Raw genomic sequence first — 24037 nt, forward strand, 5'->3', positions numbered from 1 at the left:
TTTTATTTATCCTCCTTATTCCATTTTGCTAAATCAGGGCGCAAATGAATAGCTTCATTTTGAAAGACATGGTGAATATTTGATTGTTCTAGTTCTGTATTTACAACCATCATTACACGTATACAAAGCTCTAAACTATTCGGCACATCTATTTCTGTCATACACATTACTGGAACATATGTCCAACCCGATAACTCACGCAAACCTTTAGCTGGAAAGGTTGCAGTAATGTCTTTTGTTACAGATATAAAAACATGAGAAACATCTTCTGGTAATACATTATTTTTCTTGATCATTTCCTCAATTAAGTTTTTTGTATTATTTATAATTACATCGGCTGCATTAACAGCTACCGTCGTTGCACCCCGTATGCCTCTAGTCACTTATTCACCAACTTTCTTTTAAAAGAAGATAAGTAGGAAAGCATATCTTCATCCGTCATCTGCTTTATAATTGGTTTACCAACTTGTTCTAGCAACACCATTTGAATACGATGTTGTTTATTTTTTTTATCGTTTTTCATTTTAGCTAATATAGTTTGTTGATCTCCAGTTAGGGAATGAAGCGGGTAGTGGTTTGTTTCTAACCATTGCTTTAGTTGTAAAAAAGGCAATGTCGTATCAAAAACTGATTCGCTAACATGTAGTGCAAATAGCAAACCTATAGCAACCGCCTCACCATGTGCAATAGATCCATATCCTAAATGAGCTTCCAAAGCATGACCCAACGTATGGCCAAGGTTCAAATACTGTCGCATTCCATTTTCTTTTTCATCTTGTTCTACTACTTGTGCTTTAATTTGAATCCCTGAACAAATATGCTCTTGTGTTATAGATGGTGGTAAATTTTGTAAATTTGTAGTTAAAATGGATCGATATATAGCTTCATCAGAAATGAGTGCTTCTTTTACTAATTCTGCGTATCCAGAGCGGATTTCCCGATCATTTAACGTAATTAGCGTCTCCATATCATAAAAAACTCCTTGAGGTGCATAAAAGCTACCAATCAAGTTTTTCCCCAACGGATGGTTAATAGCTACTTTTCCACCAACACTACTATCATGCGCTAATATTGTTGTCGGCATTTGGATATAGTCAATGCCACGCATATAAGTAGCTGCTACAAAACCTGCTAAATCACCAATAACCCCTCCACCTAAAGCAATTAACAAAGAATGACGGTCTAATCCATACGCAATTGCTTCTGTCATTAATTGATTATAGTAATCTATACTTTTCGTCTGTTCTCCAGCAGGTAATATTGTGTGGTGGGCATGAAAATCTGAGAGTGTTTCTAATACGTCTCCCAAATATAATTTAGCTACATTCTCATCTGTTATCACCCAAATAGATGAATAACTATTAGTGAAGTAATCCGTAATTTGATTTCGGATGCCTTCTCCAATAACGATAGAATAAGCGTGTGTACTTGCTTGAATGTTTAGTTCTTCCATTTAAAAACACCTGATTTCTTCACGATATGCTTCAATCGCTTCTTTTAACTTTGCAAATTGATCATTTGTAAATTGCTCTGTTAAAGCTTTTGCTAGCTCGAATGCAACAACATGCTCCATAACAACTGAAGCGGCAGGAACTGCACAAGCATCAGATCTTTCAACCGTCGCTTTAAACGGTTCTTTTGTATCGATATCTACGCTCGTAAGTGGTCGTTTCATTAATGTAGGTATAGGTTTCATTACTCCTTTAACCACGATCGGCATTCCTGTTGTCATACCACCTTCAAACCCCCCAAGGCGATTCGTAGTTCGGTAATACCCCTTCTCTTCATTCCAAGCAATCTCATCATGGACTTGACTACCATTCCGTTTTGCCGCTTCAAAACCAATTCCAAATTCGACCCCTTTAAAAGCATTTATGCTTACTACACTTCCAGCTATTCTACTATCCAATTTGCGATCATAATGGACGTAAGAACCAACACCTGCTGGCATTCCTTCCACATAAACTTCACAAACTCCTCCGATTGAGTCTCCAACTTGTTTTGCATCGTCAATTGCCTGTATCATAGGCCCTTCCACTTGTTTATCCAAAACGCGAACGGGTGACCCATCAGCTATTTGCTGTCTTCCTCGTACAGAAAGTTGTTCTTGGTCTTCTGCAACAATACCTGCAATTTCCTTCACATAACCAACGATTTCAATACCCAAATGCTTAAGCAACGTTTTTGCGATAGCCCCTGCAGCTACTCGTGCGGCTGTTTCTCGGGCTGATGAACGTTCTAATATATTCCTTATGTCTCGATGTCCATACTTAAGAGCACCATTAAGATCGGCATGCCCAGGTCTTGGCCTTGTTATAGTTCTACGAATTTTTTGATCTGTTTCTATTGGATCTGCGCCCATAATGTCTTCCCAATGTTTGAAGTCATCATTATGTACAACCAAAGAAATAGGTGATCCTAAAGTTTTGCCATGCCTTACACCACCTGTAATGTCTACAACGTCTTTCTCAATTTGCATTCGCTTTCCCCGCCCGTGCCCTTTTTGTCTACGAGAAAGGGACTGATTAATATCTTCCTTTGATAATGGCATTTGGGCAGGAACCCCTTCAACAATCGTGGTTAATTGTTTCCCATGTGATTCGCCTGCTGTTAAATAGCGCACGTTACATTCTCCTTTTATAGAATTTTTCTAATTACTATACCATACCTTAACATGTTTTTGACAATAAAAACTGAAAAAAACAAAGAATTAGTTAAATGAAGCGCTAACATTTTTAAAGAATTACGACCATTTTGTTTAACCATATATTATAAACTTACCTTATAGCGAAATCTTAACCGTAGCTTCACTTATTCTATAATCCACCATGATATACTTGCTTGAATGTAAAAAAGCTCGTAGTGGACCTATAGATCTCTACAAGCTATGTATGGTTATTCTATTGATTTAAATGCGATTCATACTTGTAAATTGTTCGTTCTTTAAATTTCATAAAACATCATTCTATTTTTTGATAGAAGAATGTGTCTAATAAACGTAATTGATATTTTTCTGGGTGAAATATTTGTTCCGTGCTACCGACAAATAAAACACCATTTGTGTTTAAGGATTCGCTAAAATGTTGATAAACGCTTTCTTTTGCTTCATCAGTAAAATAGATGAGAACATTTCGACATATGATTAAGTCAACATTATTTGGATATGTATCGGCTAGTAAATTATGCTTACGAAACGTAACTTTTTCTTTTATGTTAGGAGATAGATGATAGAGCCCATGTTGATTCGTAAAATACTTTTGAATAGCTTTCGCCGGTAATTCTTTTAAAGCCTGTTTTTGATAAATGCCTTGCTTGGCCTTGCTTAAAGCAGCTTCATCTATATCTGTTGCCATAATTCGATAGGAAGCTCTAGGAAAATGCTCTGATAGCAATATAGCAAGACTGTACGGCTCTTCTCCTGTAGAGCATGCTGCACTCCAAATTGTAAACGATGGTTTTTTCACCAATGCTGGCATAACTGTAGTTTGTAAAACTTCCCAACGCTTAGGATTACGATAAAATTCAGATACATTTATTGTTAACCGATCCACAAATTCGTTCAGTAATGCTTGCTCTTGATCTAGTGCACGATAATAACTTGAAAAGTCTTTATATCCCCGTTTATTTCTAAGAGATGTGAGTCTTCGTTTCATTTGTGTTTCTTTGTAAAGGTGTAAATCAATGCCTAATTTTATTTTTATTTTATTTATAAACTGGTTATAATCCTTTTCCAATAACTTCTCCTTCTCCCTCTTTCAATGATCACCGGGCTGCCTTCAGTCTATGGTGATAAAGCCGTCGTTTTGCTTATACTTTTTCTGTAGTATAAATTACCGCGAGGCACAATATCATCCTCGCGGCAACTTAAAGCCTTGCTATGTTAGTAGATCCAAGTTGCATCTTGCTTGGAATAATCGATGAGTTCTTCAACTTTAAAGAATAAAGAAAGCTCCCTTTTAGCACTTCCAACAGAATCAGAGCCGTGTATAATATTCTTTCCAACAGTCATACCATAGTCTCCACGGATTGTTCCAGGCGATGCTTCTGTAGGGTTAGTTTTGCCCATCATTTCTCTTGCGGTTGCGATTACATTTTCTCCTTCCCAAGCCATAGCAAAAACTGGACCAGATGTAATGAAATCAACCAGTTCTCCAAAAAAAGGACGTTCTTTATGCTCTGCATAATGCTGCTCAGCTAATTGCGTTGAAATGGTCATCAACTTTGCACCAACTAGTTTGAAACCTTTCGCTTCAAATCGGCTTATAATATCGCCAATTAAATTACGCTGAACACCATCCGGTTTCACCATCAAAAAAGTCTTTTCCATGTCACAAAACCCCTCACCTTATGTAATTTGTCTCACCGATAAAATTCTATCAAAACTATGTAAAAAAGACAAATTAAGTACGACGCTTGCCAATATATTTTCCAATTTGAAGTAAAGTTTGTTTTGCACGACTATCAGAAAAGCCTTCTAATTGTTGCAGTGCTTTTTCTAAATACCGATTACTAATTTGATAAGATTCGTCAATAGCGTTTGTGTTTTTTATATCTTCAATAATTTCTTTTATATGCTTCTCACGAATTTCAGAAGGAGCCTGTAATCCTTGAATGACTTTCTCTTTTAAAGCGGGTTTTCTCATCGCTAAAAATACAGGCAATGTTAAGTTTCCTTGTAATAAATCATTTCCTGCAGGCTTTCCTAGCTCTTTTTCAGAACCCGTAAAATCCAAAATATCATCGATGATTTGATAGGACATACCGATATTGTATCCATAAAGATATAATCTATGGGCTTCTATTTCTGGTAACCCTGAAGCAATGGCGCCTAGCTTACAACTCGTAGCTATTAGTAAAGCTGTTTTACGCTTAATTCGTCGCAAATAATTGCGAAACCCCTGACTCGAATCAAATTTATCTTTAATTTGTTCAATTTCACCTTTACACACTTCAACGATCGTTTTAGAAAGTAGATGATGTATTTTCGCATCTTGCAAGAGTGTAATTTCTTCTAACGCTCGTGCTAAAATATAGTCGCCTGCATACATGGCAACACGATTACCATACGTTTGTCTAATTGTTGGCATGCCTCTTCTAATATCAGCATCATCAATTACATCATCGTGAACCAATGTAGCAGTATGAATAAGTTCTAATGACACAGCGACAATTTTTAGCCGTTCTAAGTCATAGGTCCCCATCTGTCCTGATAGTAACACAAATACCGGACGAATCCGTTTTCCACCTGCTTGAAGTAACTGGGTTGAAGCTTTTCTTAAAACAGGATGTTTAGCCTGTACAACTTCATTAATCGTTTGTTCAATTTCATTTAGGTCTTTTTTTAAATATCCATAAGCTTTAGCTAATTTCATTCATGTCACCTTTAATTTTCGCTTTATTAACTATTCGGTTCTTTCTCGCCCATATGCATGGCTGCAACCCCGCCAGTATAGCTCTTCACTTGAACATTAGTAAATCCAGCTTCTATAAACATTTGTTTTAAACGGTTTTTATTAGGAAAATCTTTAGCAGATTCGTTCAACCATGCATACTCTTGTTTGCTTTTGGCAATTAATTTCCCAAGCAGCGGCATAATGTATTGGAAATAAAAACGGTATAATTGTCGATAAATGGGTATAGTAGGTTGTGATGTTTCTAAACAAACTACTTTCCCACCTGGTTTTACAACACGGTACATTTCTTTTAATACTGTCATATAATCTTGAACATTTCGTAAGCCAAAACCGATAGTTACATAATCAAAGCTATTATCTTGAAAAGGTAGTTGCATTGCATTACCTTGTATGAAATCTACATGTTCTAATTCTAATTTTCGCTGTTTCTGTTTCGCAATGGAAAGCATATTTTCACTAAAATCAAGGCCTGTAACTTCACCTTTAGCTCCAATCTCTTCTGCCATTACCAACGCCCAATCTCCCGTTCCACAACATACATCTAATGCGCTTGAACCTACCTTTACGTCCATACGCTTCATAACATCTTTTCTCCATGTTTTATGGCGTTGGAATGAAATAATGGAATTCATCGAATCGTATTTTGAATATATTTTTTCAAAAACGTGATGAACACGTTCTTCTTTAGATGGATATGCCATAGTTTAACCTTCTTCCCCCATAGTAGATATGTAAGCTTTTTTTATAGAAGTAATTTCTGTTTCTAAGTAGTTTGATAAGCTAGAATAAATAGACGAGAGCTTGTGCACTTCATCTTCTAATTGTTGCAATAATGCTGTCAGCTGCTTGCTTAATTCACTTTTATCGAAAAAACTTTTCACCCAAGAATGTACTTGCATTTTTCTTGCATTAAAATGTTCGATATCATTTATCAGCTTAATAACCAAAAGCCATTTTTCCACAATCTTTCCCATCATAGAAATATTCAAAAACGAGGCCACTTGTACGAGCAAATGTGTATCAATAATATTACGAATAAGCATATAATCCTGCAAAGAATCTATTTCATTATAATAGAGTTTCATTTTATACTCGTTAATTTCTTTAATTGTGGAGGCAAGTAGTTGAATAAACTCAAAATCACTGATCTCGGCTAGCACTAAATAATAAAGACCACTATAATAATCTCCAGCAAGTACATGCAATTGTTTCTGTAACTTGACGTCTTCATTTTCATTGGGTGAAGTTAAACTCGGAACTTTGTCATGTGTGTCTAAAGCCATCTGTACAAGCATAGTTGTAACAATATATCTTTGTTTATGGGACTCAGGTAAGGAACTATGATTCATCATTTCCATTAATAAAAACAATTTTTCCTCATCGATAGCGGGCTTGTCAATATATTTTTCCAAATAGGAATGCTTTATTTTCTTTTCTATCTCTGCTTTTACATAGTATATGTCCTTTGCTGACCTATTCAAAGAAAATCACCTGAACCCTTCATCCATTCTATTCGCTTTTGCTATTATAGCATATTTTAAGTCTAATCAATAATCAAACATTCTAGAAAAGCAACTGAGATCTCATAAAAATAATTAATCTGCGAGTGAGCCGGCTGTGAAGGGAATGGATGATAAAACTTAAGCTAATAGATAGAGGTAGTAAAGTATAAAAACAACTGTCATCTAATCTTACTCACTCTCAATCTCACCGTGACTTGTTTGAACTAAAGCTTTACCTCTTACTTTAACCGCTGAGGTATGCTCTGTAAACTGGGCGATCATAATTTCTCCTTGATCAAGTTTTTCTGAATGATGAAAACGCGTATCATTTCCTCTGGTTAATCCAATTACTTGTACACCATCTTCCAGTGCTTTGATAACAAAAAAATCTGAAACACTTGACTTATCCATTTCTTCAGCCTTTCCTTTCTTAGAATTAATTTTTTTAAAACAATATGTAGATTGTTACGCTATCGTTTAAAGCGTATAGTATTAAAAAAATAACAGCTTCCTCCATAAAGATTTGGCGTTAAGCCCAATTTCTATAAAACGGTTGTTCCTCGTTCTATTGAATAAAAATTCAATTAAATTTCAGGAATGGAATCTTCATCCCTAGAGAATAGGTTCTACTTAGATTCATAAGCTAGACATCTTCCGATTTTTGAAGTGGAGGTCTTACAGCACTTTATATCCTCTATAATTTATTTTCTTATAGTGTAAAAAAGGATACGCAAATCGCGTATCCTTTTGCCCTATGTAAAATAATTATTTTACACTATCTTTTAGGGCTTTACCTGGCTTGAATGCAGGAACTTTGCTTGCTGGTATTTCGATCTCTTCTCCTGTTTGAGGATTACGACCTTTACGAGCAGAACGTTCACGTACTTCAAAGTTACCGAATCCAATTAATTGTACTTTTTCACCATTTTTAAGTGAATCCATGACAGATTCGAATACTGCATCTACTGCTTTCGTAGCATCTTTTTTAGAAAGATAGCTTTTTTCAGCTACAGCATTAATTAGGTCTGTTTTGTTCATGACATTCACCTCCTCCCATTTATCATCAATCGACATTGGAACAAATTAAACAACTATCTTCATTTGTTCACCTTTTTGCCAGTTTTTATACTTCATGCCACATAATAGTAATGTGACATGGCTTATATTAACCGAGTTTGCAACAAAATTCAACAGTTTCCACCTAATTTTTATTATTTTCTTCGGTTTTCATAAGTTTTTATGGATTATATGGTACAATTTTACATTTAGCGCAGAAAGCTTATTAGAATCATGTTTAGCAATACTTCGGCTATATTAAAGTTATACGACACAATGAGCAAATATCCTGCCGTTTCCAATGAAGTTTTTTATTTAATTTATATAGTTGGCTAAAAGCAACTAAAAAAATAGTAAAACATAGTTACTTTTTTTCTTTTACTAAAGAGATTCTCAACACAAAAATGCTCGCTAATCGTACACGAGCATATAAAAGCATATATCAATAATTTTTTCGTGATAGAACGCCAAAACTTACGTCACTTTAGTATTGTGAGAACCATGGTTGAACGTTGTTTTACAGTCTTATCCATATCATCCCCCAAAAATAAAAGCAGCTACATACAGCTGCTATAATATAATAGCTATTAGACCACCAGAACCTTCATTTATGATTCGTTCTAGTGTATCCTTTAGTTTGTAACGTGCGTTTTCAGGCATAAGTGCAATTTTTGCTTGTATACCTTCTCTTACTATTGAGCTTAGGGAACGCCCAAAGATATCTGACTCCCATATGGATAATGGATCCTCTTCAAAGTCTTGCATCAAATAACGCACTAATTCTTCACTCTGCTTTTCCGTTCCTATAATTGGTGAAAATTCGGATTCAACTTCTACTTTAATCATGTGAATGGACGGAGCGACAGCTTTTAAGCGAACACCGAACCGAGAGCCTTGCCGAATAATTTCAGGCTCATCCAAAATCATATCCTCTAGAGCCGGAGCTGCAATTCCATATCCTGTTTGCTTGACCATTTGTAACGCGCCTGATACTTGATCGTATTCTCTTTTCGCATGAGCAAAATCTTGCATGAGCTGTAATAAATGATCTTTGCCCCTAATTTCTTCACCTACAATTTCTTTTAATATTTCGTCATATAAATAGTCAGGTGCATGGAGGTCAATTTCCGCTATCCCTTCCCCCATTTCCATATCGGCTAATTTTGCTTGCTCAATATGTTCATAAACAGCAAATTCACCAACAATTTGATCCACATCACGCAAGCGTTTAATGTTTTTCACAGTCTCTTGAATGGCTTCTTGATATTCTCTTCTTAACCAGTGATTTTCTTTTAGCACCATTACCCAGCTTGGTAAATTTACATTAACTTCTAAAACCGGAAATTCGTATAATGCCTCACGTAAAACATTGGTAACATCATGTTCTGTCATAGATTCAATACTCATTGCTATAACAGGTATATCATATTTATCGACTAAATCTTGGCGTAACAACTCTGTTTCTTGACTGCTAGGACGCTGGGAATTAAGCACCATTATAAAAGGCTTTCCTACTTCTTTTAATTCATCAACAACCCTCGCCTCGGCATCCACATATTCATGTCGATTAATTTCTCCAAACGAACCGTCAGCTGTTACAATAACCCCAATTGTTGAATGCTCTTGAATTACTTTTCTTGTTCCAATTTCTGCTGCATCGTGAAAAGGTATTGCTTCTTCGTACCAAGGGGTGTGAATCATTCTGGGTCCATTTTCGTCTTCAAACCCTTTTGCTCCCTCAACGGCGTATCCAACGCAATCCACTAGACGAATGTTTACATCTAATCCTTCATCGACATGAACAGAAACCGCTTGATTAGGTACAAATTTAGGCTCTGTAGTCATAATTGTTTTTCCAGCAGCACTTTGAGGCAATTCATCAAGTGCACGAGCCCTCTCGCTTTCTTCCTCCATGTTTGGCAGTACAACTTGCTCCATGAATTTTTTAATAAATGTTGATTTTCCAGTACGAACCGCTCCAACGATACCTAAGTAAATATCTCCATTTGTTCGTTTAGAAATATCATTAAAAATATCTACTCTTTCCAAAAGATCCCCTCCCGATCTCCGATTTCATTTTTACGCACAAACTATGAATAATTGACATTACAAGTCTATGATGTTGTCCTATCAAAATATGCCTTATTCATGTGTAAAAGTTTAGAAAAACTTGGCTTTGCAAGTTTTTATGGCGATGGGACGCCGTAGATGTCATATGTTCTAAAGATAGCAATAATGAACTGTATGTTTCACATTATGCATAAATAAGAATTTAATCCTGTAATGGAAATTTGTTATAAATTTGCTACGATCAAAAACCCTTGAAACAATATATTGTTTCAAGGGTTCGAATATGATACTTTTTATTTATTTTCGTGTAAAAATACAGGTTCCTCATTCTTAATAGTATAAGGAAGAGAGTACACTGGAACAAAAGGAGTATTATTAGCTAACAGATAGCGAATATCATCCCCTGTTTCGTACTTATGGTTTTTTGTTTTTAATGCTTGATTCAAATCAATTCGGTAGTCTACATAGAGTTCGCCTTCCGTATTCATCACAATTGGTAAGTTTTCTTTAGAATATGGACTTACAACAGTAGGTGGGTTTTCCAAACCAAGTTTTTCATAATCAATCGTATAAATCCCATCTGCTATTTCTTCTTTAAATGGTGGATACATATGTTCATCTCGATATATATCCAACTTTATATTTACACTACGTATTACTTCAGATATACGTAAATCAATTAGTTTTACCCGTGGGTTTTTTTCTGGTGTAATTAAAGCATATTGGTAAACACCACCATTTTCAAAAGCATTAGCAGGAATTTCCGTTAATACATTGGCTTCCTTTAATTTGGGAAAATCAATTAAATATTTTTGGAAAATAGGTGTGTCGTTGTCTTTTGTTCGAATTGGCACAAGACCGCCCTCTTGTTCTCGATATTGCTCTACTGCAGATTGGACTGCTTCTAATTGGCCTTCATTGGGAACCTGATTTTTTGATAATTCATTATCGGGATATAAGCAACCGCTTAACAGGATAGTAAATAATATAAAAATGGCTATTTTTCCATATGTAGTATACATGATCAACCCCCCCTTGTACTAAGCCGATGGGCCGCTAAATACAATGTAAAAGATAATAAGACTCCCAAAAATTAATGATATGTATGCGAGTAACGACACTACTCCAGCTAACCACCCTTTAAGTTTATACCTTGCCAATAAAATAAAACCGATTGCAACGAGCAAAAGAGCCATACCCACAAATGATATATACATTTTCAGCATTGCTTGTGACACGATTTATCCACCCCTTGAATACAATTCTTCACTGCAACACGTATTATAACATAAACCATTGACATACGTGATAAAAGACTGATAAAACCATAATAAAATCCGGAATGAAGGGGGGCTTTCTCCATCCCGGTATGACTAAATAATTATCCACAGCAACTCTATTCATGAATGCTTGTGCGATTTATTCTATGCGTAAATGAGGAGGATTGTATCCTCACTTGCCCAAGAACGTTTATTTTTTAAACATTTTATTTAGTGAATTCATATCCATGGGCATATCATTTTTTACAATAGACTGAACAATTTTGTCTTCTTTTTCTTTGGAGATAGGTTTATTCGCTAGTTTGCTTAATTGGCGAACAAGCTTACGTACGGTTCTTTCATCCGAAAAATCTGCATGTTTCACAGAATCAGCCACTTTGTAAACATCATCTGGATTAATGCTCGACTTTTGTTGAATTTTGTCAAAAAGTCCTTTTTGAAAATTATTCACGAACTCGCCTCCCTGCTCTTAGTAAACTCAACCACAGTATATGCAGGCAGGGCTTTTCATGTTATTGCGAATACCTTTCCATCAATAATTGGGCGAGGTCGTCCATTTCTTGCCGCTTGCTTCGATTCATCAATTGACCAACAATGTCTTTTGGTGATTTATCTTCAAATAACAATTGAAAAATGCCTTCTGTTATTGGCATTTCAACCTGCTGTTCTTTTGCGAATTGATAAGCTGCTTGAACGGTCCTTACACCTTCGACCACCATCCCCATTTGCTCAAGAACATCGTCTAATTTATGCCCTTTTCCTAATAAGTTTCCAGCACGCCAGTTTCTGCTATGCGCACTTGTGCAAGTAACAATTAAATCGCCAACTCCTGGTAAACCAAGAAAGCTTAATGGGTTGGCTCCTAATGATGTGCCTAATCTAGCTATTTCAGCAAGTCCTCTTGTCATCAAAGCTGCTTTCGCATTATCACCATAACCTAGTCCATCAGAGATCCCCGCTCCTAAGGCGATAATATTCTTTAGAGCGCCGCCGAACTCAATTCCTATTACATCAGGGCTAGTATAAACGCGAAATGATTCATTTATAAACAAATCTTGTGCAATTTTTGCATGTTCTGGTTCAATAGAAGAAACAGTTACCGTTGTTGGTTGTCGTAGAGCCACTTCTTCTGCATGGCTTGGGCCGGAAAGAACAACTATTTCTTCTTCCGTAAACTTAGATAATTCTTCACTAATCATCTGTGAAACACGTTTTAAAGTAACAGGTTCAATCCCTTTTGAAGCATGGATAATTGTTGTATCTGGTTCCACTAGCTGATCTAATTGCTTTGCGACCTCACGGATTGCCTTTGTAGGTACTACAAAAACAATCGCAACAGCATCTTGAATTGCTTGCTTTAAATCAGAATAAGCGATAACAGATGCTGGTATGTCTGTATCTAAATATTGCTCATTTCTTTTTGTATTATTTATTTTTTTTGCTTGCTCAGGTCGATGTGTCCATAAGCGCACGTCATGTCCATTATCAGCTAGTACGATACTTAAGGCTGTCCCCCAACTTCCAGCGCCTAATACAGCTACTCTTGCCATCTTATCTTCTCCTTTATTGTCTTTTTCTAGCTATTATTTTAATAGGTGTACCTACAAAGCCAAAAGCTTCTCTAATTCTATTTTCTACAAACCTGGCAAAAGAAAAATGAACAAGTTCTGGTTCATTTACAAAGATAACAAAACGTGGAGGTTTTACATTCACTTGTGTAGCATATAGAACCTTTAATCTTTTCCCTTTTACAGTTGGTGTCGGGTTCATAGCAAGGGCATCCATAACGACATCATTTAACACATTTGTTGGCACTCGCTTCGTATGATTTTCACTGGCCAATTGTATAGCAGGAAGTAATGTATGCAGGCGCTTTTTTGTTTTAGCAGATAAAAACACAATAGGAGCATAGTCTAAATATTGAAAATGAGCTCGTACTTGTTCTTCAAACTCTTTCATTGCTTTTTCATTACTTGTAATCGTATCCCATTTATTAACTACAATAACTACTGCCCTACCAGCTTCATGAGCATAACCTGCGATGCGTTTATCCTGTTCACGTATGCCTGTTTCTGCATCAATTAAAACTAACACAACATCCGAGCGGTCAATCGCTTTTAATGCACGTAACACGCTATACTTTTCTGTCGTTTCATACACTTTTCCACGTTTTCTCATTCCAGCTGTGTCAATAATAACATAATCTTGGTTATCTCTATGCAGTTTTGTATCGACGGCGTCTCTTGTTGTTCCTTCAATATCACTAACGATTACACGTTCTTCATTGAGTAGCGCGTTCACTAATGAAGATTTACCAACATTTGGACGTCCGATAACACTGAAATAAATTGTATCTTCATCTTTTTCACTTATATCCAATTCAGGGAAATGGCTTACCACTTCATCCAATAAGTCTCCTAGCCCTAATCCGTGGGACCCTGAGATTGGAAATGGTTCGCCAAACCCTAGTGCATAGTATTCATAAATTGTTTCTCTCATTTCTGGATTATCCACTTTATTAACACCTAAAACAACAGGCTTGTTTGATTTATATAGTAATTTTGCAACTTCTTCATCTGCAGCGGTAATACCTTCTCTACCATTCACTAAAAAAATAATGACATCTGCTTCATCAATTGCAACTTCAGCCTGCTGGCGCATTTTCACTAAAAGTGGCTCGTCTCCAACTTCAATCCCTCCTGTATCAATAAGGTTAAAGTGGGTAGTAAGCCATTCCGCTTCAGCATAAATTCTATCCCTTGTTACCCCAGGAATATCTTCAACAATGGATATGCGCTCGCCAACTAATCTATTAAAAATAGTTGATTTACCAACATTTGGCCTTCCTACTATTGCTACTGTTGCTTTCCTCATGAAAGGAACACCCTTTCTTTCACATCTTTTTTGCGTTTTTAATTTTTATGTTTGTTTTCATGGCAAATGGTTGATTTATAGTTGTAGTAAAACTTCATTTAATAGTCGCTTTTTCTACATCTCCTACAAATTTTTCCCTAATCCGGTAAATTTAAAGGTCTTTGTACGTATAAGGTGTTGAGGCATTTTTCACTCTTACTTTAAATTATTCTAGACGAAGTTCTTCATTTTTTGAAATAAGAGTGTCACATCACCTTCTATGTAACGCTAATTCATAAACCAGCGTTTATGTAATAAAGCTCTTACTCTAAGTCGTTGCCCTACAAATCGTGTATCTTTTTGCCAACTGCTTTGAACAATCTCTATCATAGCAAAAGTAGAGCATACGCACAATTATAATTATTAGCCTATCAATGTTTTACGATAATAAATAACTCTTCACTTAATTCATGAGCAATTCCGTCCGTAATTGCTTCTAAATTAGCAGATATATCTTCTGCTTCTTTTCGAGTTTCACAGATGAAAATTGGTGCGCCACCTTCAACAATGGAAGAATTTGTTGTAATGACAGCTAATATAGCCTTTTCGATCTCCATTTATTCGTCTCCCTTTCGATGTACTTAGTTTTAGGATAATAGTATAAGTAATAACGGCAGTGTTCTTTCGCCATAAAGAGTTGGGCGATAAGTCAAGTTTTTCTAGTGAAAGTGGACTCAGATGGCATGCGTATGGCACTTTCCAGTATAGGGACAGATCCAATGACTTTTATTGCTTTGTTAACATCTCTTATTTGTGGGAGAATAAATATTCCAATTCGTCCATCATCTAAATCCCGCTTAATTAACGGAGTCAGTGCTGGAGTTCCTGAATCTCTAAATACGCCTAAAGTTACAGAAACGTCGTGCAATATAGCTTGTCGTTGTCCCAAGTTCGCAATAGTAGTTATGGTATTAATATTATTGGGGGTGAGAACAAAGCCTAAACCGTATTTTAAAATTTCTTCCTGCCTTTCAGGTAAACCAATATTCATAATATATATATTGTCCACATATAAACCAGCACCTTTAAAATGGAGTGGGTGATGATCTATTTGTACAATATTTTTCATTGTTTTACCGCTCATTAAAATCATTGAAACAGTAACAGAGCATATCGCTGCAAATAATGCAACATAAACATTAAATATAATAAATGTTAATGTAGTTATAAAGGAAGTAAAAATTACTAAGTAATTCCTACTTTCAAACGAAATAGCGATACCCTCAATATAAGTCTTTCCCCTTGGTACTAATTCAAAACTATCAACTTCCGTTAGTGTGTTTCTTTCCATATTTCTTACTTCCCTAAATTGCGTTGCAGCAACAGTCAAAAATGTAACCGCCGTAAATTCTAACTCCATAATGGCTGGAATGGCAACAGAACCTAGTGATGCAGCAATAAAACCTAAAGATACGTGAATCACTTTTCCATGTAAATAAGTAGGATATTGCCTATAATCGGTTCTTAACATTAAAATACGTGCTAAAGTTCCAATAATTACTCCAAATAAAATTGGCATCGTATACTCATTCATTAGCTTTCCTCCCGTAGTTTTCCCGTTTATCAGCGATTAAGTTCTCTATATTTTCATCCTATTAGGACGATCTCTAAAATCCGAATCGATTCATAATAAAAAATGTATATTGTTAGTATGTCTCAAATTTATTGTTTTACTATATAAACAGTACAGAAGAATTAATGAGGACTATAAAACTGGTCAGCAAAACGCGTAAATTTTTAGGTGAGTACTTTATTTGGAGGAAAACTTTTTTGCAGTAATTGGAAGTTAAAATTTATTCTAAGCAGGCGTAATAACATATTTAACAATTTAAGCAATCTCATTAAAAAGACGCTTCCATAGATAGAAAGCGTCTTTTTAACTAGTTAATATGTTACCACAGACATTTGTTATTTATTGTTTATATTTATCTAATTTATCACCAATAAAATCACTTATATGAAAGCCAGATTGGTCATCATCTTTTTCATATTGACTATATTCTTTTTCTTCTTGTTCTTGTTCTAATTCTCTAATACTTAAAGAGATACGTTCTTCTTTTTCATTAACATCAAGTACTTTTACTTTCACCTGTTGTCCAGGTTCAAGAACTTCCTGCGGTGTACCAATATGACGTGTGGCAATTTGTGAAATATGAACTAAACCTTCTACTCCTGGCTCAATTTCCACAAAAGCACCAAAGTTTACTAAACGTTTTACTGTTCCATCTAACACATCTCCTCGAGAGATACGTGTCCCAATTCCAGACCACGGACCAGGCAAGGCATTTTTTCTTGATAGAGAGATTCTCTCACTATCCGGATCTACAGAAAGAACTTCTACTTCTATGCTGTCGCCTTCTTGTACGACATCAGAAGGATGTTTCACATGCTCATGAGCTAATTGTGAAATATGAACTAAACCGTCTACCCCGCCAATATCCACAAAGACTCCAAAGTCGGTAATACGTTGTACGGTACCTTGGATAATTTGTCCTGGTTCTAATGATTGAAGCAATGACTGTTTCTTTTCTTGTAATTTTTCTTCTTCAACTGCTTTATGAGATAGAATAACCCTATTTTGATCACGAACAAGATCAACAACTTTAACAGTAAGTGTTTTATCCTTATAATCATTAAAGTCTTCAACATAATATGTCTCTACTAAAGAAGCTGGGATAAACCCACGTAGTCCGACGTCAACAACTAAACCGCCATTTACAACTTCTTTTACCTGTGTCTCAAAAACTTCTCCACTTTCAAACTTCTCTTGAAGATCCTCCCAAGCTTTCTCAGCATCTACAGCTTTTTTTGATAAGATAACATCATCATCTTCTACTTTCTTTACTTTTAATGTCAATGTGTCTCCTTCACTTACAACATCACTAGCAGCCTCAATATGAAGATTAGAAAGTTCACCGATTGGTAAAATCCCTTCTGTTTTGTATCCGAAATCAACGAGTACTTGTTTATCTTCCACTTTTACTGCTGTTCCGGTTACTGTATCTCCTACAGCTACATTGATTTGTTCATTGTTTGCTTCTTCATTCATATCCATAGCCCTCCTAAAATCTTATGAAATCCCAAATAACTTTTATGCAATAAGTTACTTAAGCTTTCTACCAACTAAAAATAACTTAAAATAAATGCAGTAAAATAATATCCCTTTTTTATAACTTCTAACAATTATAATTATTTGTCAAGTAATGTAGTTTTATTTATTAACATCTAATAATTTTTGAATTTCTTCCATAATCAAATCTGCTGTTTCTTGAGCGGTTGCTTTTTTCGTTTTTCGACATTCATCCATAGGGATAGGCTTTCCATAGATAACCTTCAATTGTTTAAACGGTTTATAGTTCCCGATAATGGCACAAGGAACAATAGTTGCATTAGAGCGTAAAGCAAAAAAACCAGCCCCAGCAAGTGGTTTACTTAATTCACCAGTCCTACTTCTTGTTCCTTCTGGAAATAACCCTAGTGTATGGCCTTCTTTTAAAATTTGCAACCCTTTCCTTAAAGCATTTCGATCACTCATGCCCCTTTTTACTGGAAAAGCCTGAATACCTATTAACAATTTCCCTAGTAAAGGATTATCAAACAACTCCCCTTTAGCCATAAAATAAATACTTCTTGGGGAAGTGATTCCCACGACTGGAGGATCATAATTTGAAATATGATTGGAACAAATGATTACAGGACCTGTTTTAGGAACATTTTCTCTCCCGATTACTTGAATACGAAAAAGTGGAAAAAAAATAATAGAGACAACCCATTTTGCTATACGATACAAGTTCATTCTTTATTCTCCTCCTACTAAATATCTTTCGCTATGAGGAGTATGCGTTCAGCAACTTCTTGAATGGACAAAGAAGTTGTATCAATTTCAGTGGCATCCTTTGCTTTTATTAACGGCGATGCTTCTCGTTTTGAATCGATCTCATCTCTTCGTTCTATTTCTTTTTTTAGTTCGTTCAAGTCAGCATGAATTCCTTTTTTAAGATTTTCTTCATATCTTCTTTTCGCTCTTTCTTCAACAGAAGCAATTAAAAATATTTTTATATCTGCATTAGGAAGTACATGCGTTCCAATATCACGTCCATCCATTACAACTCCTCTATGTTTGGCAAGCATTTGTTGACGACGTACCATTTCTTCTCTGATCTTAGGATGTTTTGCAACATATGATACGTTATTTGTTACTTCATTTGATCGAATATCATAGGTTACATCTTCCTCATCGACAAAAACAAGTTGCCCGCGGCTACTTTGCTTTAACATGATATCCGTGCTCTCTAATAATTCAATAAGCTCCGCTTCGTTATTAACATTAACAGAATTCTTCAACGCTTTCCAAGTTAGTGCTCGATACATTGCTCCTGTATCAATGTAAATACATGATAACTTCTCAGCTACAATTTTTGCTACAGTACTTTTTCCTGCTGCTGCAGGTCCATCAATGGCAATAGTTATTAATTTCTTCATAAATGGTACCTAATCCTCTCCAATACATTTATCCTGAAAAAACTTGGCTATGCCAAGTATATGTAAATAATTATAATAAAAAATGCACATTAATAACACGTCGATGTTCCAAGTTTAAGAAAGAAGAATTTTCACCAAGACCTTTATGGCACATGCTTATACTAGAAACCCTATATCCTTTCATCATCTTGTATATTATAAAAGATTACCTTTATACATATTTTGAACAAGCCCTACTAAATAATAACATATTCATTTCAAAATGGTCTATTCAAACCTTATTTTTTATTATGCCATAAGAACGATCAAATAGTTGTTTTTTTCTTGCTTCTCGTTGCTTTTCAAAACAAAATTGTATCAAAGATTGCTCCATTTTAGTATCTAATGTTAAAAATTGAAAAGAGGCTATAGTAATTTCGTTCCTTTCCTTCTCTTGATGCACAAGCTTAGCACGTATATTTGGATACAAAAAAGACCCTTTAGATATTGGTAAAACTAGCCATAATTCTACTAAATCCCCAATAATAGGCTGGTTTCTAGGTACGATTAAAGATAAACCTCCTGCACCAATATCATTGGTTACTGTAATAAACGGAGAGAAGAGGTTTTGATCTGAATGTACCGCAACATCAACAACTGTTTCCACTCGAATAAAATTTCGTCGCTGAATACGATGAACGTTGACAGGTTTTTGAATTGCTAAAGAAGGAATCTCACCTTTTATTTTGGTTATTAATTTAGAACGAAATTTATAAATCACTTCATCATCTCCAACAAAAGTGATGTCAAATACCGTTCCTTTTGCAAAGACAGCTGTTTTTTTTGATTTTATATTTACTGGGAAATCAATAAAAATACATTGTTCATTTTTATCAATTAATTTACACCGGTATTTGTTATCCTTATCACTTCCTTTTTTTCTAGATTGTATGACTTCTAATTGAAGCATCGTTCCTAATTTCATTATAACACTCCTCGTATCGTATATTAGGTGATATAGCGGTCTATTCGAATAGTTCTTTATACCTATTATTACAGAAAAATAAAAAAAGAGGAAGACATATTTTGTCAACCTCTAGCATAATTAACTTCTGAACCACTCAATTTTTCTATTTGTTCTTCTCGTCCATCATTAGCATTAATAAAAATACGGTATGTTTCATTTCCCATTGTTCCTAAAAATTCATACGTTAACACTTCTTCGCCAAGATCATTGTCAATAACAGCTAAATATTCTTCTTGAATATCAACATTTGGATTAACCATTTCTTTTGCTTCATCTACACTAATCTTAGGTTCAACTTTTTCCCTGTCAACATGATTCATAAAGTAATCAATAGCAGTTAGACCGAGTATTTCTCCATTATCCAATGCTACTTTGACCTCTAGCGCATCAGAATAATAGCGGATACCGTCTTTATTATATAAGAAAGAAAATGCTCCAATATCTCCATACTGAGCGCTTTGGAAAACGGTCATATCTTCAAATTGGTTGGTTTTTAAATATTTTTCTGCTTTCCTCATAGCTTCATTTAAACTAATCTTCTTTTGATTTATAGGCCTATTAATTAATAGGGTTAATGGATGGCCTCCTTTTTGGGATAAATCTAAATAGCCACTTTCTTCTTCATTATGATAGGAAACACTATATACAGGGGCATCTGCTCCCTTGCCGCTTTCAGTAATTCGAAGTTTATCTTTATTTTTTACGCCTAAAAGTTTACTTGCTTTTGTAAGAGCATTTTCATTTGTCATTTGATTGCCTGTTAAAAATTTAAATTCGTGGTCTCGTACTGATTTATTTGATGTAGATGTATCACCGCCTCCTTTAGTAAACCCATCCACTTTTTTCTCTACCGTTTTAAAACCATCAATTATCGTATTATCCAACTGCTGATCTTCATTAGCTAAAGCTAGCTGCACATCCATCCAGCGTAAGTTGTTTTCTAGTGTTGTATGTTGAACTTTTCTTAGTTCATCTTTAATCTCACCTGATTGATTGTATAGCTTTTCTAAAGCTTTTGTTTCTTGATCTGATAACGGTTCTTTTTTTAAATCACGCACTGCCGTACGATAGGTAAACTCACCAATATTAGCTAAAAATTCTTCTGTCTTATTAAATGGCAATAACCCTAGTGGTAATTGCCCAACATCAGATAATGCTTCCGAGGTAATTCGCCAAATTTCAACAAGTTGCGGTGATAATTGTTGATTAGAGTTCATAGCTAAAGCAGAGCCAATCTTATCATTTAATACGTCAACTCTGTAGGTTAAATCATGAAATGCTCGCTGATATGTGTTTTCAGCTTGAATGAGAACCGCGTTTTTTTCTTGATGCTCCTGATACCCCCAAAACCCTGTTCCTATAATACCTATGGCAAGTACGGCAATTAGTATCCAGCGGATCATATCCTTTCACACCTTTCTATTTTGCAAATATATGCTTTCCGATTTTTTTAATTTGTGGCCTTGTCCAAATCCAGCCTGATGTTGCAGTATCTGGATTAAAATAATATATTGCATTTCCAGATGGATCCCAACCGTTAATAGCATCTAATACTGCTTCTTTCGCAGTCTCATTAGGCGTTAACCAAATTTGTCCATCTGCAACAGCAGTAAAAGCCCGTGGTTCAAAAATAACACCCGATACAGTATTTGGAAATGTTGCACTTTCTACCCGATTTAGAATAACAGCTGCTACAGCTACTTGACCTACATAAGGTTCCCCTCTTGCTTCTCCATGCACAGCATTTGCCATTAACTGTATGTCATTTTGCGAGTACCCTTGTGGAACATTGACAGCAGTGCTACTTCCTTGATTGCCCTGCCCTTGATTTGCTCCACCTTTGTTTTTACTAGTAGATTCTTTATTTCTCTTTTCACCGCCATAATGCGTGAATTTTTTCCCTTGTTTAATTTGTTGCTTTACATAGTTTTCATCATATTCACTGGCCTTTGTAAGTTTTTGTTTTGTATCTTGTCCAGCTAATCCGTCTATCTCAAGCCCAAACTCATATTGGAAATTGCGTAACGCCCAATACGTCCCCCATCCAAATACACCATCTATTGTTCCGTTATAAAAACCTAAATATTGTAATCTTGCTTGTAATTCAATTACATCATCACCAACAGCGCCATGTTGAATTACTTGACTACTAAATGCATGCGCTGTTTTTTCCGTTTGTATTACATTCAATCCAAGAAATAAAAAACTGATAAGGCAAATTGTAATTGTCAGCTTTTTCTCCATCATACACTTCCTCCTGCTATTCAAGGTTTTGTGCTGTTAGTTTCCGTTATAATAATCATTTTATTCATCTGCTACTTTATATTTGGAAATCAACTAAATAAAAGAATAGCAAGGATTCATGGACAATAAAAAACCTCTATCACTTAATGGATAAAGGTTCACTGTTTACTTTCATGATCTATCATTAAATTGCGTGGTTTTCTTTCTTTTTTTCGCAAGTTTTACGTAAAGCATGTGGGGACAAATTAGCAATTTTCATTCTATGTAATGCGATAACCCATAAAAAAATCATGAATGGTACTAATACAACAACCCAATTACTAGAAACTATTGTAAGAATATAGTGATATATGGCGTGTAGTACATACGGTATAAAAAATGCTAAGAAAATATTGCGGCGTTTATGTAAAGAATATATTTTAGCTTTTCCGAAGTAATACCCCATAATTACACCAAATAAAGCATGTGAAGATACGGGGAAGAAAGCCCGAATAAAGGCATAATTAATTCCGTTAGTAAATAAGTATAAAATATTTTCTAACGTTGCAAAACCGAGACTTATAGCAACAGCATATACAATACCATCATAATGCGCATCAAATTCAGCATGATGATAAATAGCATACATGAAAATAAACCATTTAAAGAATTCCTCTAAGAGCCCAACAAGCAAAAACGATTCACTAACTGGATGATTAATAATACCTTCTGCTTGAAAAACATATTGGATAAACATGATAGGGAAAACTAACAACATTCCAAAAATAAAGTTTCTCGCAATTAGAGTTATTGGTTCAGAGAAACGGTCTTTTAAATAAAAAAATGACATTAAAGCCAAAGCTGGCGCAACACCAGCAGATAATATAGAAAACATAGCTCCCCCTATCCTTTCCCGTTAGTAAACCTATATCATGTGTGAGCAAATATCAGTCATTTAAATTCAATTATTAGGCTCTATTTCTATAAGACTAGTATGGCCTATGCAAATTACAAAGCAATAAATATATAAGTGCTCACACAAATGATATGCATATGATTAATTTGGGATTAAACAGCAAACAATGCAGCTATATCTCTCTGTTCACTAGCTAATCCAACCATTAATTTTATACGAGCTTTTTTACTGTCATAATCTCTTCCTAAAATAACACCAGCTTGTTTTAAATCAAAGGTGCTTCCTTTATAATCATACGTGGTGTATACTTCACCTTCAACTGCAGAAGTTGTAATAACTACAATGATTCCTGATTTAACACAACGTTTAATTTCGGTCATCATTCCAGGCGATACTTGCCCTCTACCAACACCTTCTAAAATAATGCCATCTACCTTAGCTTCTCTAGCTGCTCGGATATATTTGTCACCTGCTTGCATATAACATTTAATAATATCAACTTCAGGTATCACATTTGTCAATTTATAGTATTCATTTCCTATTGGTTTTTGAAATATATGTACAGCTTCGTTATCTATAATGCCTAAATATCCAAAGCCAAACGAATTAAACCCCTGTACATTGGAAGCATGCTCTTTTTTTACATAACGAGAATGAAATATTCTTTCATTAAATACAACAACAACACCAACATTGTATAAATCATTACTAGACGCAGTTAAGACAGCATGTTTAATATTAATAAAAGCATCTGTTCCAACTTCTCTCGGTGATCGCTGTGAACCTGTAAACACAATAGGCTTTTCATGATCTGTAATTAAGTTCATAAAATAAGAAGTTTCTTCTAATGTGTCTGTTCCTTGGGTAATAACAACCCCTGAAACTTGATCATTCGCTAAGTGCAAATCTATTCTTTCTTTTATAGCTAATAAATCGTCAAACGAAAGATGCATGCTGGCTTTTTGTAGCATAGATTCGACTTGTAAGTCAATGTGCTTAGGTATATCACAGTACTGAACAATCTCTTCACCTGAGATGACACCAGATTGCAAAAGTCCAGTATCTTCTTTTTTTTCACTTGCGATGGTGCCCCCAGTAGCAATTAGTACCACCTTTTTATTTTCCAATGATTTACACCTACAATCTAGCATATTCTAACTAATCTAATAGTAGCA

The 24037-nt window shown here is 35.1% G+C and carries 26 protein-coding genes; all 26 read right to left on the reverse strand.

What is annotated here, in order from left to right; translation table 11 throughout:
- Nucleotides 1-2: 2 nt before the first annotated feature.
- The 26 genes from aroH to BUB45_RS00755 all read right to left on the reverse strand — a co-directional run bounded on the left by aroH (nucleotide 3) and on the right by BUB45_RS00755 (nucleotide 23989).
- Nucleotides 3-383: a chorismate mutase gene (aroH, locus tag BUB45_RS00630; protein ID WP_073004162.1), complete on the reverse strand. Its 381-nt coding sequence runs from the start codon at nucleotides 381-383 to the stop codon at nucleotides 3-5.
- A complete protein-coding gene (gene aroB, locus BUB45_RS00635) occupies nucleotides 380-1453 on the reverse strand; it encodes a 3-dehydroquinate synthase (RefSeq protein WP_073004164.1) in 1074 nt (357 codons plus the stop codon). Before aroB ends, aroH begins: the two co-directional genes overlap by 4 nt.
- On the reverse strand, nucleotides 1454-2623 hold the full coding sequence (gene aroC / locus BUB45_RS00640; RefSeq protein WP_073004165.1) for a chorismate synthase: 1170 nt from the start codon (nucleotides 2621-2623) through the stop codon (nucleotides 1454-1456).
- Between the two features lie 337 nt (nucleotides 2624-2960).
- On the reverse strand, nucleotides 2961-3734 hold the full coding sequence (locus BUB45_RS00645) for a CheR family methyltransferase (protein WP_073004167.1): 774 nt from the start codon (nucleotides 3732-3734) through the stop codon (nucleotides 2961-2963).
- Nucleotides 3735-3880: 146 nt separating this feature from the next.
- The gene (gene ndk / locus BUB45_RS00650) at nucleotides 3881-4327 is read right to left on the reverse strand and encodes a nucleoside-diphosphate kinase (protein WP_073004168.1); all 447 of its coding nucleotides are present in this window, start codon (nucleotides 4325-4327) and stop codon (nucleotides 3881-3883) included.
- 73 nt (nucleotides 4328-4400) lie between these two features.
- Nucleotides 4401-5372 (reverse strand): heptaprenyl diphosphate synthase component II, encoded by a 972-nt coding sequence (gene hepT, locus BUB45_RS00655; RefSeq protein ID WP_073004170.1) that lies wholly within the window; start codon nucleotides 5370-5372, stop codon nucleotides 4401-4403.
- 26 nt (nucleotides 5373-5398) lie between these two features.
- On the reverse strand, nucleotides 5399-6115 hold the full coding sequence (locus tag BUB45_RS00660) for a demethylmenaquinone methyltransferase (protein ID WP_073004171.1): 717 nt from the start codon (nucleotides 6113-6115) through the stop codon (nucleotides 5399-5401).
- 3 nt (nucleotides 6116-6118) lie between these two features.
- Nucleotides 6119-6895: a heptaprenyl diphosphate synthase component 1 gene (locus BUB45_RS00665; protein ID WP_073004173.1), complete on the reverse strand. Its 777-nt coding sequence runs from the start codon at nucleotides 6893-6895 to the stop codon at nucleotides 6119-6121.
- A gap of 210 nt (nucleotides 6896-7105) precedes the next feature.
- On the reverse strand, nucleotides 7106-7327 hold the full coding sequence (gene mtrB / locus BUB45_RS00670) for a trp RNA-binding attenuation protein MtrB (RefSeq protein ID WP_073004174.1): 222 nt from the start codon (nucleotides 7325-7327) through the stop codon (nucleotides 7106-7108).
- Nucleotides 7328-7681: 354 nt separating this feature from the next.
- Entirely contained in the window at nucleotides 7682-7954 is a 273-nt protein-coding gene (locus BUB45_RS00675) for an HU family DNA-binding protein (RefSeq protein ID WP_073004176.1), read from the reverse strand.
- 588 nt (nucleotides 7955-8542) lie between these two features.
- Entirely contained in the window at nucleotides 8543-10021 is a 1479-nt protein-coding gene (gene spoIVA / locus BUB45_RS00680; protein ID WP_073004177.1) for a stage IV sporulation protein A, read from the reverse strand.
- Nucleotides 10022-10335: 314 nt separating this feature from the next.
- The gene (locus BUB45_RS00685; RefSeq protein ID WP_073004179.1) at nucleotides 10336-11064 is read right to left on the reverse strand and encodes a hypothetical protein; all 729 of its coding nucleotides are present in this window, start codon (nucleotides 11062-11064) and stop codon (nucleotides 10336-10338) included.
- A gap of 18 nt (nucleotides 11065-11082) precedes the next feature.
- Nucleotides 11083-11280 (reverse strand): DUF2768 domain-containing protein, encoded by a 198-nt coding sequence (locus tag BUB45_RS00690; protein WP_073004181.1) that lies wholly within the window; start codon nucleotides 11278-11280, stop codon nucleotides 11083-11085.
- 232 nt (nucleotides 11281-11512) lie between these two features.
- On the reverse strand, nucleotides 11513-11773 hold the full coding sequence (locus tag BUB45_RS00695) for a stage VI sporulation protein F (RefSeq protein ID WP_073004182.1): 261 nt from the start codon (nucleotides 11771-11773) through the stop codon (nucleotides 11513-11515).
- Nucleotides 11774-11834: 61 nt separating this feature from the next.
- The gene (locus BUB45_RS00700) at nucleotides 11835-12872 is read right to left on the reverse strand and encodes an NAD(P)H-dependent glycerol-3-phosphate dehydrogenase (protein WP_073004184.1); all 1038 of its coding nucleotides are present in this window, start codon (nucleotides 12870-12872) and stop codon (nucleotides 11835-11837) included.
- Nucleotides 12873-12885: 13 nt separating this feature from the next.
- Nucleotides 12886-14196: a ribosome biogenesis GTPase Der gene (gene der / locus BUB45_RS00705; RefSeq protein ID WP_073004186.1), complete on the reverse strand. Its 1311-nt coding sequence runs from the start codon at nucleotides 14194-14196 to the stop codon at nucleotides 12886-12888.
- 410 nt (nucleotides 14197-14606) lie between these two features.
- Complete coding sequence (locus BUB45_RS00710) at nucleotides 14607-14792, reverse strand: capping complex subunit for YIEGIA (protein ID WP_073004188.1); 186 nt, start codon at nucleotides 14790-14792, stop codon at nucleotides 14607-14609.
- Between the two features lie 92 nt (nucleotides 14793-14884).
- Nucleotides 14885-15769 carry a YIEGIA family protein gene (locus BUB45_RS00715; RefSeq protein ID WP_073004190.1) on the reverse strand — a complete coding sequence of 295 codons (885 nt, stop codon included), beginning with the start codon at nucleotides 15767-15769 and terminating at the stop codon, nucleotides 14885-14887.
- Between the two features lie 378 nt (nucleotides 15770-16147).
- Nucleotides 16148-17284 (reverse strand): 30S ribosomal protein S1, encoded by a 1137-nt coding sequence (gene rpsA, locus BUB45_RS00720; protein WP_084723496.1) that lies wholly within the window; start codon nucleotides 17282-17284, stop codon nucleotides 16148-16150.
- Between the two features lie 162 nt (nucleotides 17285-17446).
- Nucleotides 17447-18031 carry a lysophospholipid acyltransferase family protein gene (locus BUB45_RS00725; RefSeq protein WP_073004194.1) on the reverse strand — a complete coding sequence of 195 codons (585 nt, stop codon included), beginning with the start codon at nucleotides 18029-18031 and terminating at the stop codon, nucleotides 17447-17449.
- Between the two features lie 17 nt (nucleotides 18032-18048).
- A complete protein-coding gene (gene cmk / locus BUB45_RS00730) occupies nucleotides 18049-18717 on the reverse strand; it encodes a (d)CMP kinase (RefSeq protein ID WP_073004196.1) in 669 nt (222 codons plus the stop codon).
- 271 nt (nucleotides 18718-18988) lie between these two features.
- Nucleotides 18989-19681: a flagellar brake protein gene (locus tag BUB45_RS00735; RefSeq protein ID WP_073004198.1), complete on the reverse strand. Its 693-nt coding sequence runs from the start codon at nucleotides 19679-19681 to the stop codon at nucleotides 18989-18991.
- Nucleotides 19682-19785: 104 nt separating this feature from the next.
- Nucleotides 19786-21126 carry a germination protein YpeB gene (gene ypeB, locus BUB45_RS00740; protein ID WP_073004200.1) on the reverse strand — a complete coding sequence of 447 codons (1341 nt, stop codon included), beginning with the start codon at nucleotides 21124-21126 and terminating at the stop codon, nucleotides 19786-19788.
- Nucleotides 21127-21142: 16 nt separating this feature from the next.
- A complete protein-coding gene (gene sleB, locus BUB45_RS00745) occupies nucleotides 21143-21970 on the reverse strand; it encodes a spore cortex-lytic enzyme (RefSeq protein WP_116277049.1) in 828 nt (275 codons plus the stop codon).
- A gap of 181 nt (nucleotides 21971-22151) precedes the next feature.
- On the reverse strand, nucleotides 22152-22841 hold the full coding sequence (gene prsW, locus BUB45_RS00750) for a glutamic-type intramembrane protease PrsW (RefSeq protein WP_073004202.1): 690 nt from the start codon (nucleotides 22839-22841) through the stop codon (nucleotides 22152-22154).
- A gap of 173 nt (nucleotides 22842-23014) precedes the next feature.
- Nucleotides 23015-23989 (reverse strand): asparaginase, encoded by a 975-nt coding sequence (locus tag BUB45_RS00755; protein ID WP_240458796.1) that lies wholly within the window; start codon nucleotides 23987-23989, stop codon nucleotides 23015-23017.
- Nucleotides 23990-24037: the final 48 nt, after the last annotated feature.

The sequence above is a fragment of the Virgibacillus chiguensis genome (assembly GCF_900129865.1).
Taxonomy (GTDB): Bacteria; Bacillota; Bacilli; order Bacillales; family Amphibacillaceae; genus Virgibacillus; species Virgibacillus chiguensis.

Coding starts and splice junctions, on each gene's coding strand:
- BUB45_RS00675 (WP_073004176.1), bottom strand. CDS start 7,954: ATGAACAAAACAGACCTAATTAATGCTGTAGCTGAAAAAAGCTATCTT.
- hepT (WP_073004170.1), bottom strand. CDS start 5,372: ATGAAATTAGCTAAAGCTTATGGATATTTAAAAAAAGACCTAAATGAA.
- rpsA (WP_084723496.1), bottom strand. CDS start 17,284: ATGAATGAAGAAGCAAACAATGAACAAATCAATGTAGCTGTAGGAGAT.
- mtrB (WP_073004174.1), bottom strand. CDS start 7,327: ATGGATAAGTCAAGTGTTTCAGATTTTTTTGTTATCAAAGCACTGGAA.
- BUB45_RS00710 (WP_073004188.1), bottom strand. CDS start 14,792: ATGGAGATCGAAAAGGCTATATTAGCTGTCATTACAACAAATTCTTCC.
- BUB45_RS00715 (WP_073004190.1), bottom strand. CDS start 15,769: ATGAATGAGTATACGATGCCAATTTTATTTGGAGTAATTATTGGAACT.
- ndk (WP_073004168.1), bottom strand. CDS start 4,327: ATGGAAAAGACTTTTTTGATGGTGAAACCGGATGGTGTTCAGCGTAAT.
- BUB45_RS00735 (WP_073004198.1), bottom strand. CDS start 19,681: ATGAAATTAGGAACGATGCTTCAATTAGAAGTCATACAATCTAGAAAA.
- BUB45_RS00725 (WP_073004194.1), bottom strand. CDS start 18,031: ATGAACTTGTATCGTATAGCAAAATGGGTTGTCTCTATTATTTTTTTT.
- prsW (WP_073004202.1), bottom strand. CDS start 22,841: ATGTTTTCTATATTATCTGCTGGTGTTGCGCCAGCTTTGGCTTTAATG.
- BUB45_RS00685 (WP_073004179.1), bottom strand. CDS start 11,064: ATGTATACTACATATGGAAAAATAGCCATTTTTATATTATTTACTATC.
- BUB45_RS00660 (WP_073004171.1), bottom strand. CDS start 6,115: ATGGCATATCCATCTAAAGAAGAACGTGTTCATCACGTTTTTGAAAAA.
- BUB45_RS00700 (WP_073004184.1), bottom strand. CDS start 12,872: ATGGCAAGAGTAGCTGTATTAGGCGCTGGAAGTTGGGGGACAGCCTTA.
- ypeB (WP_073004200.1), bottom strand. CDS start 21,126: ATGATCCGCTGGATACTAATTGCCGTACTTGCCATAGGTATTATAGGA.
- aroB (WP_073004164.1), bottom strand. CDS start 1,453: ATGGAAGAACTAAACATTCAAGCAAGTACACACGCTTATTCTATCGTT.
- der (WP_073004186.1), bottom strand. CDS start 14,196: ATGAGGAAAGCAACAGTAGCAATAGTAGGAAGGCCAAATGTTGGTAAA.
- cmk (WP_073004196.1), bottom strand. CDS start 18,717: ATGAAGAAATTAATAACTATTGCCATTGATGGACCTGCAGCAGCAGGA.
- sleB (WP_116277049.1), bottom strand. CDS start 21,970: ATGATGGAGAAAAAGCTGACAATTACAATTTGCCTTATCAGTTTTTTA.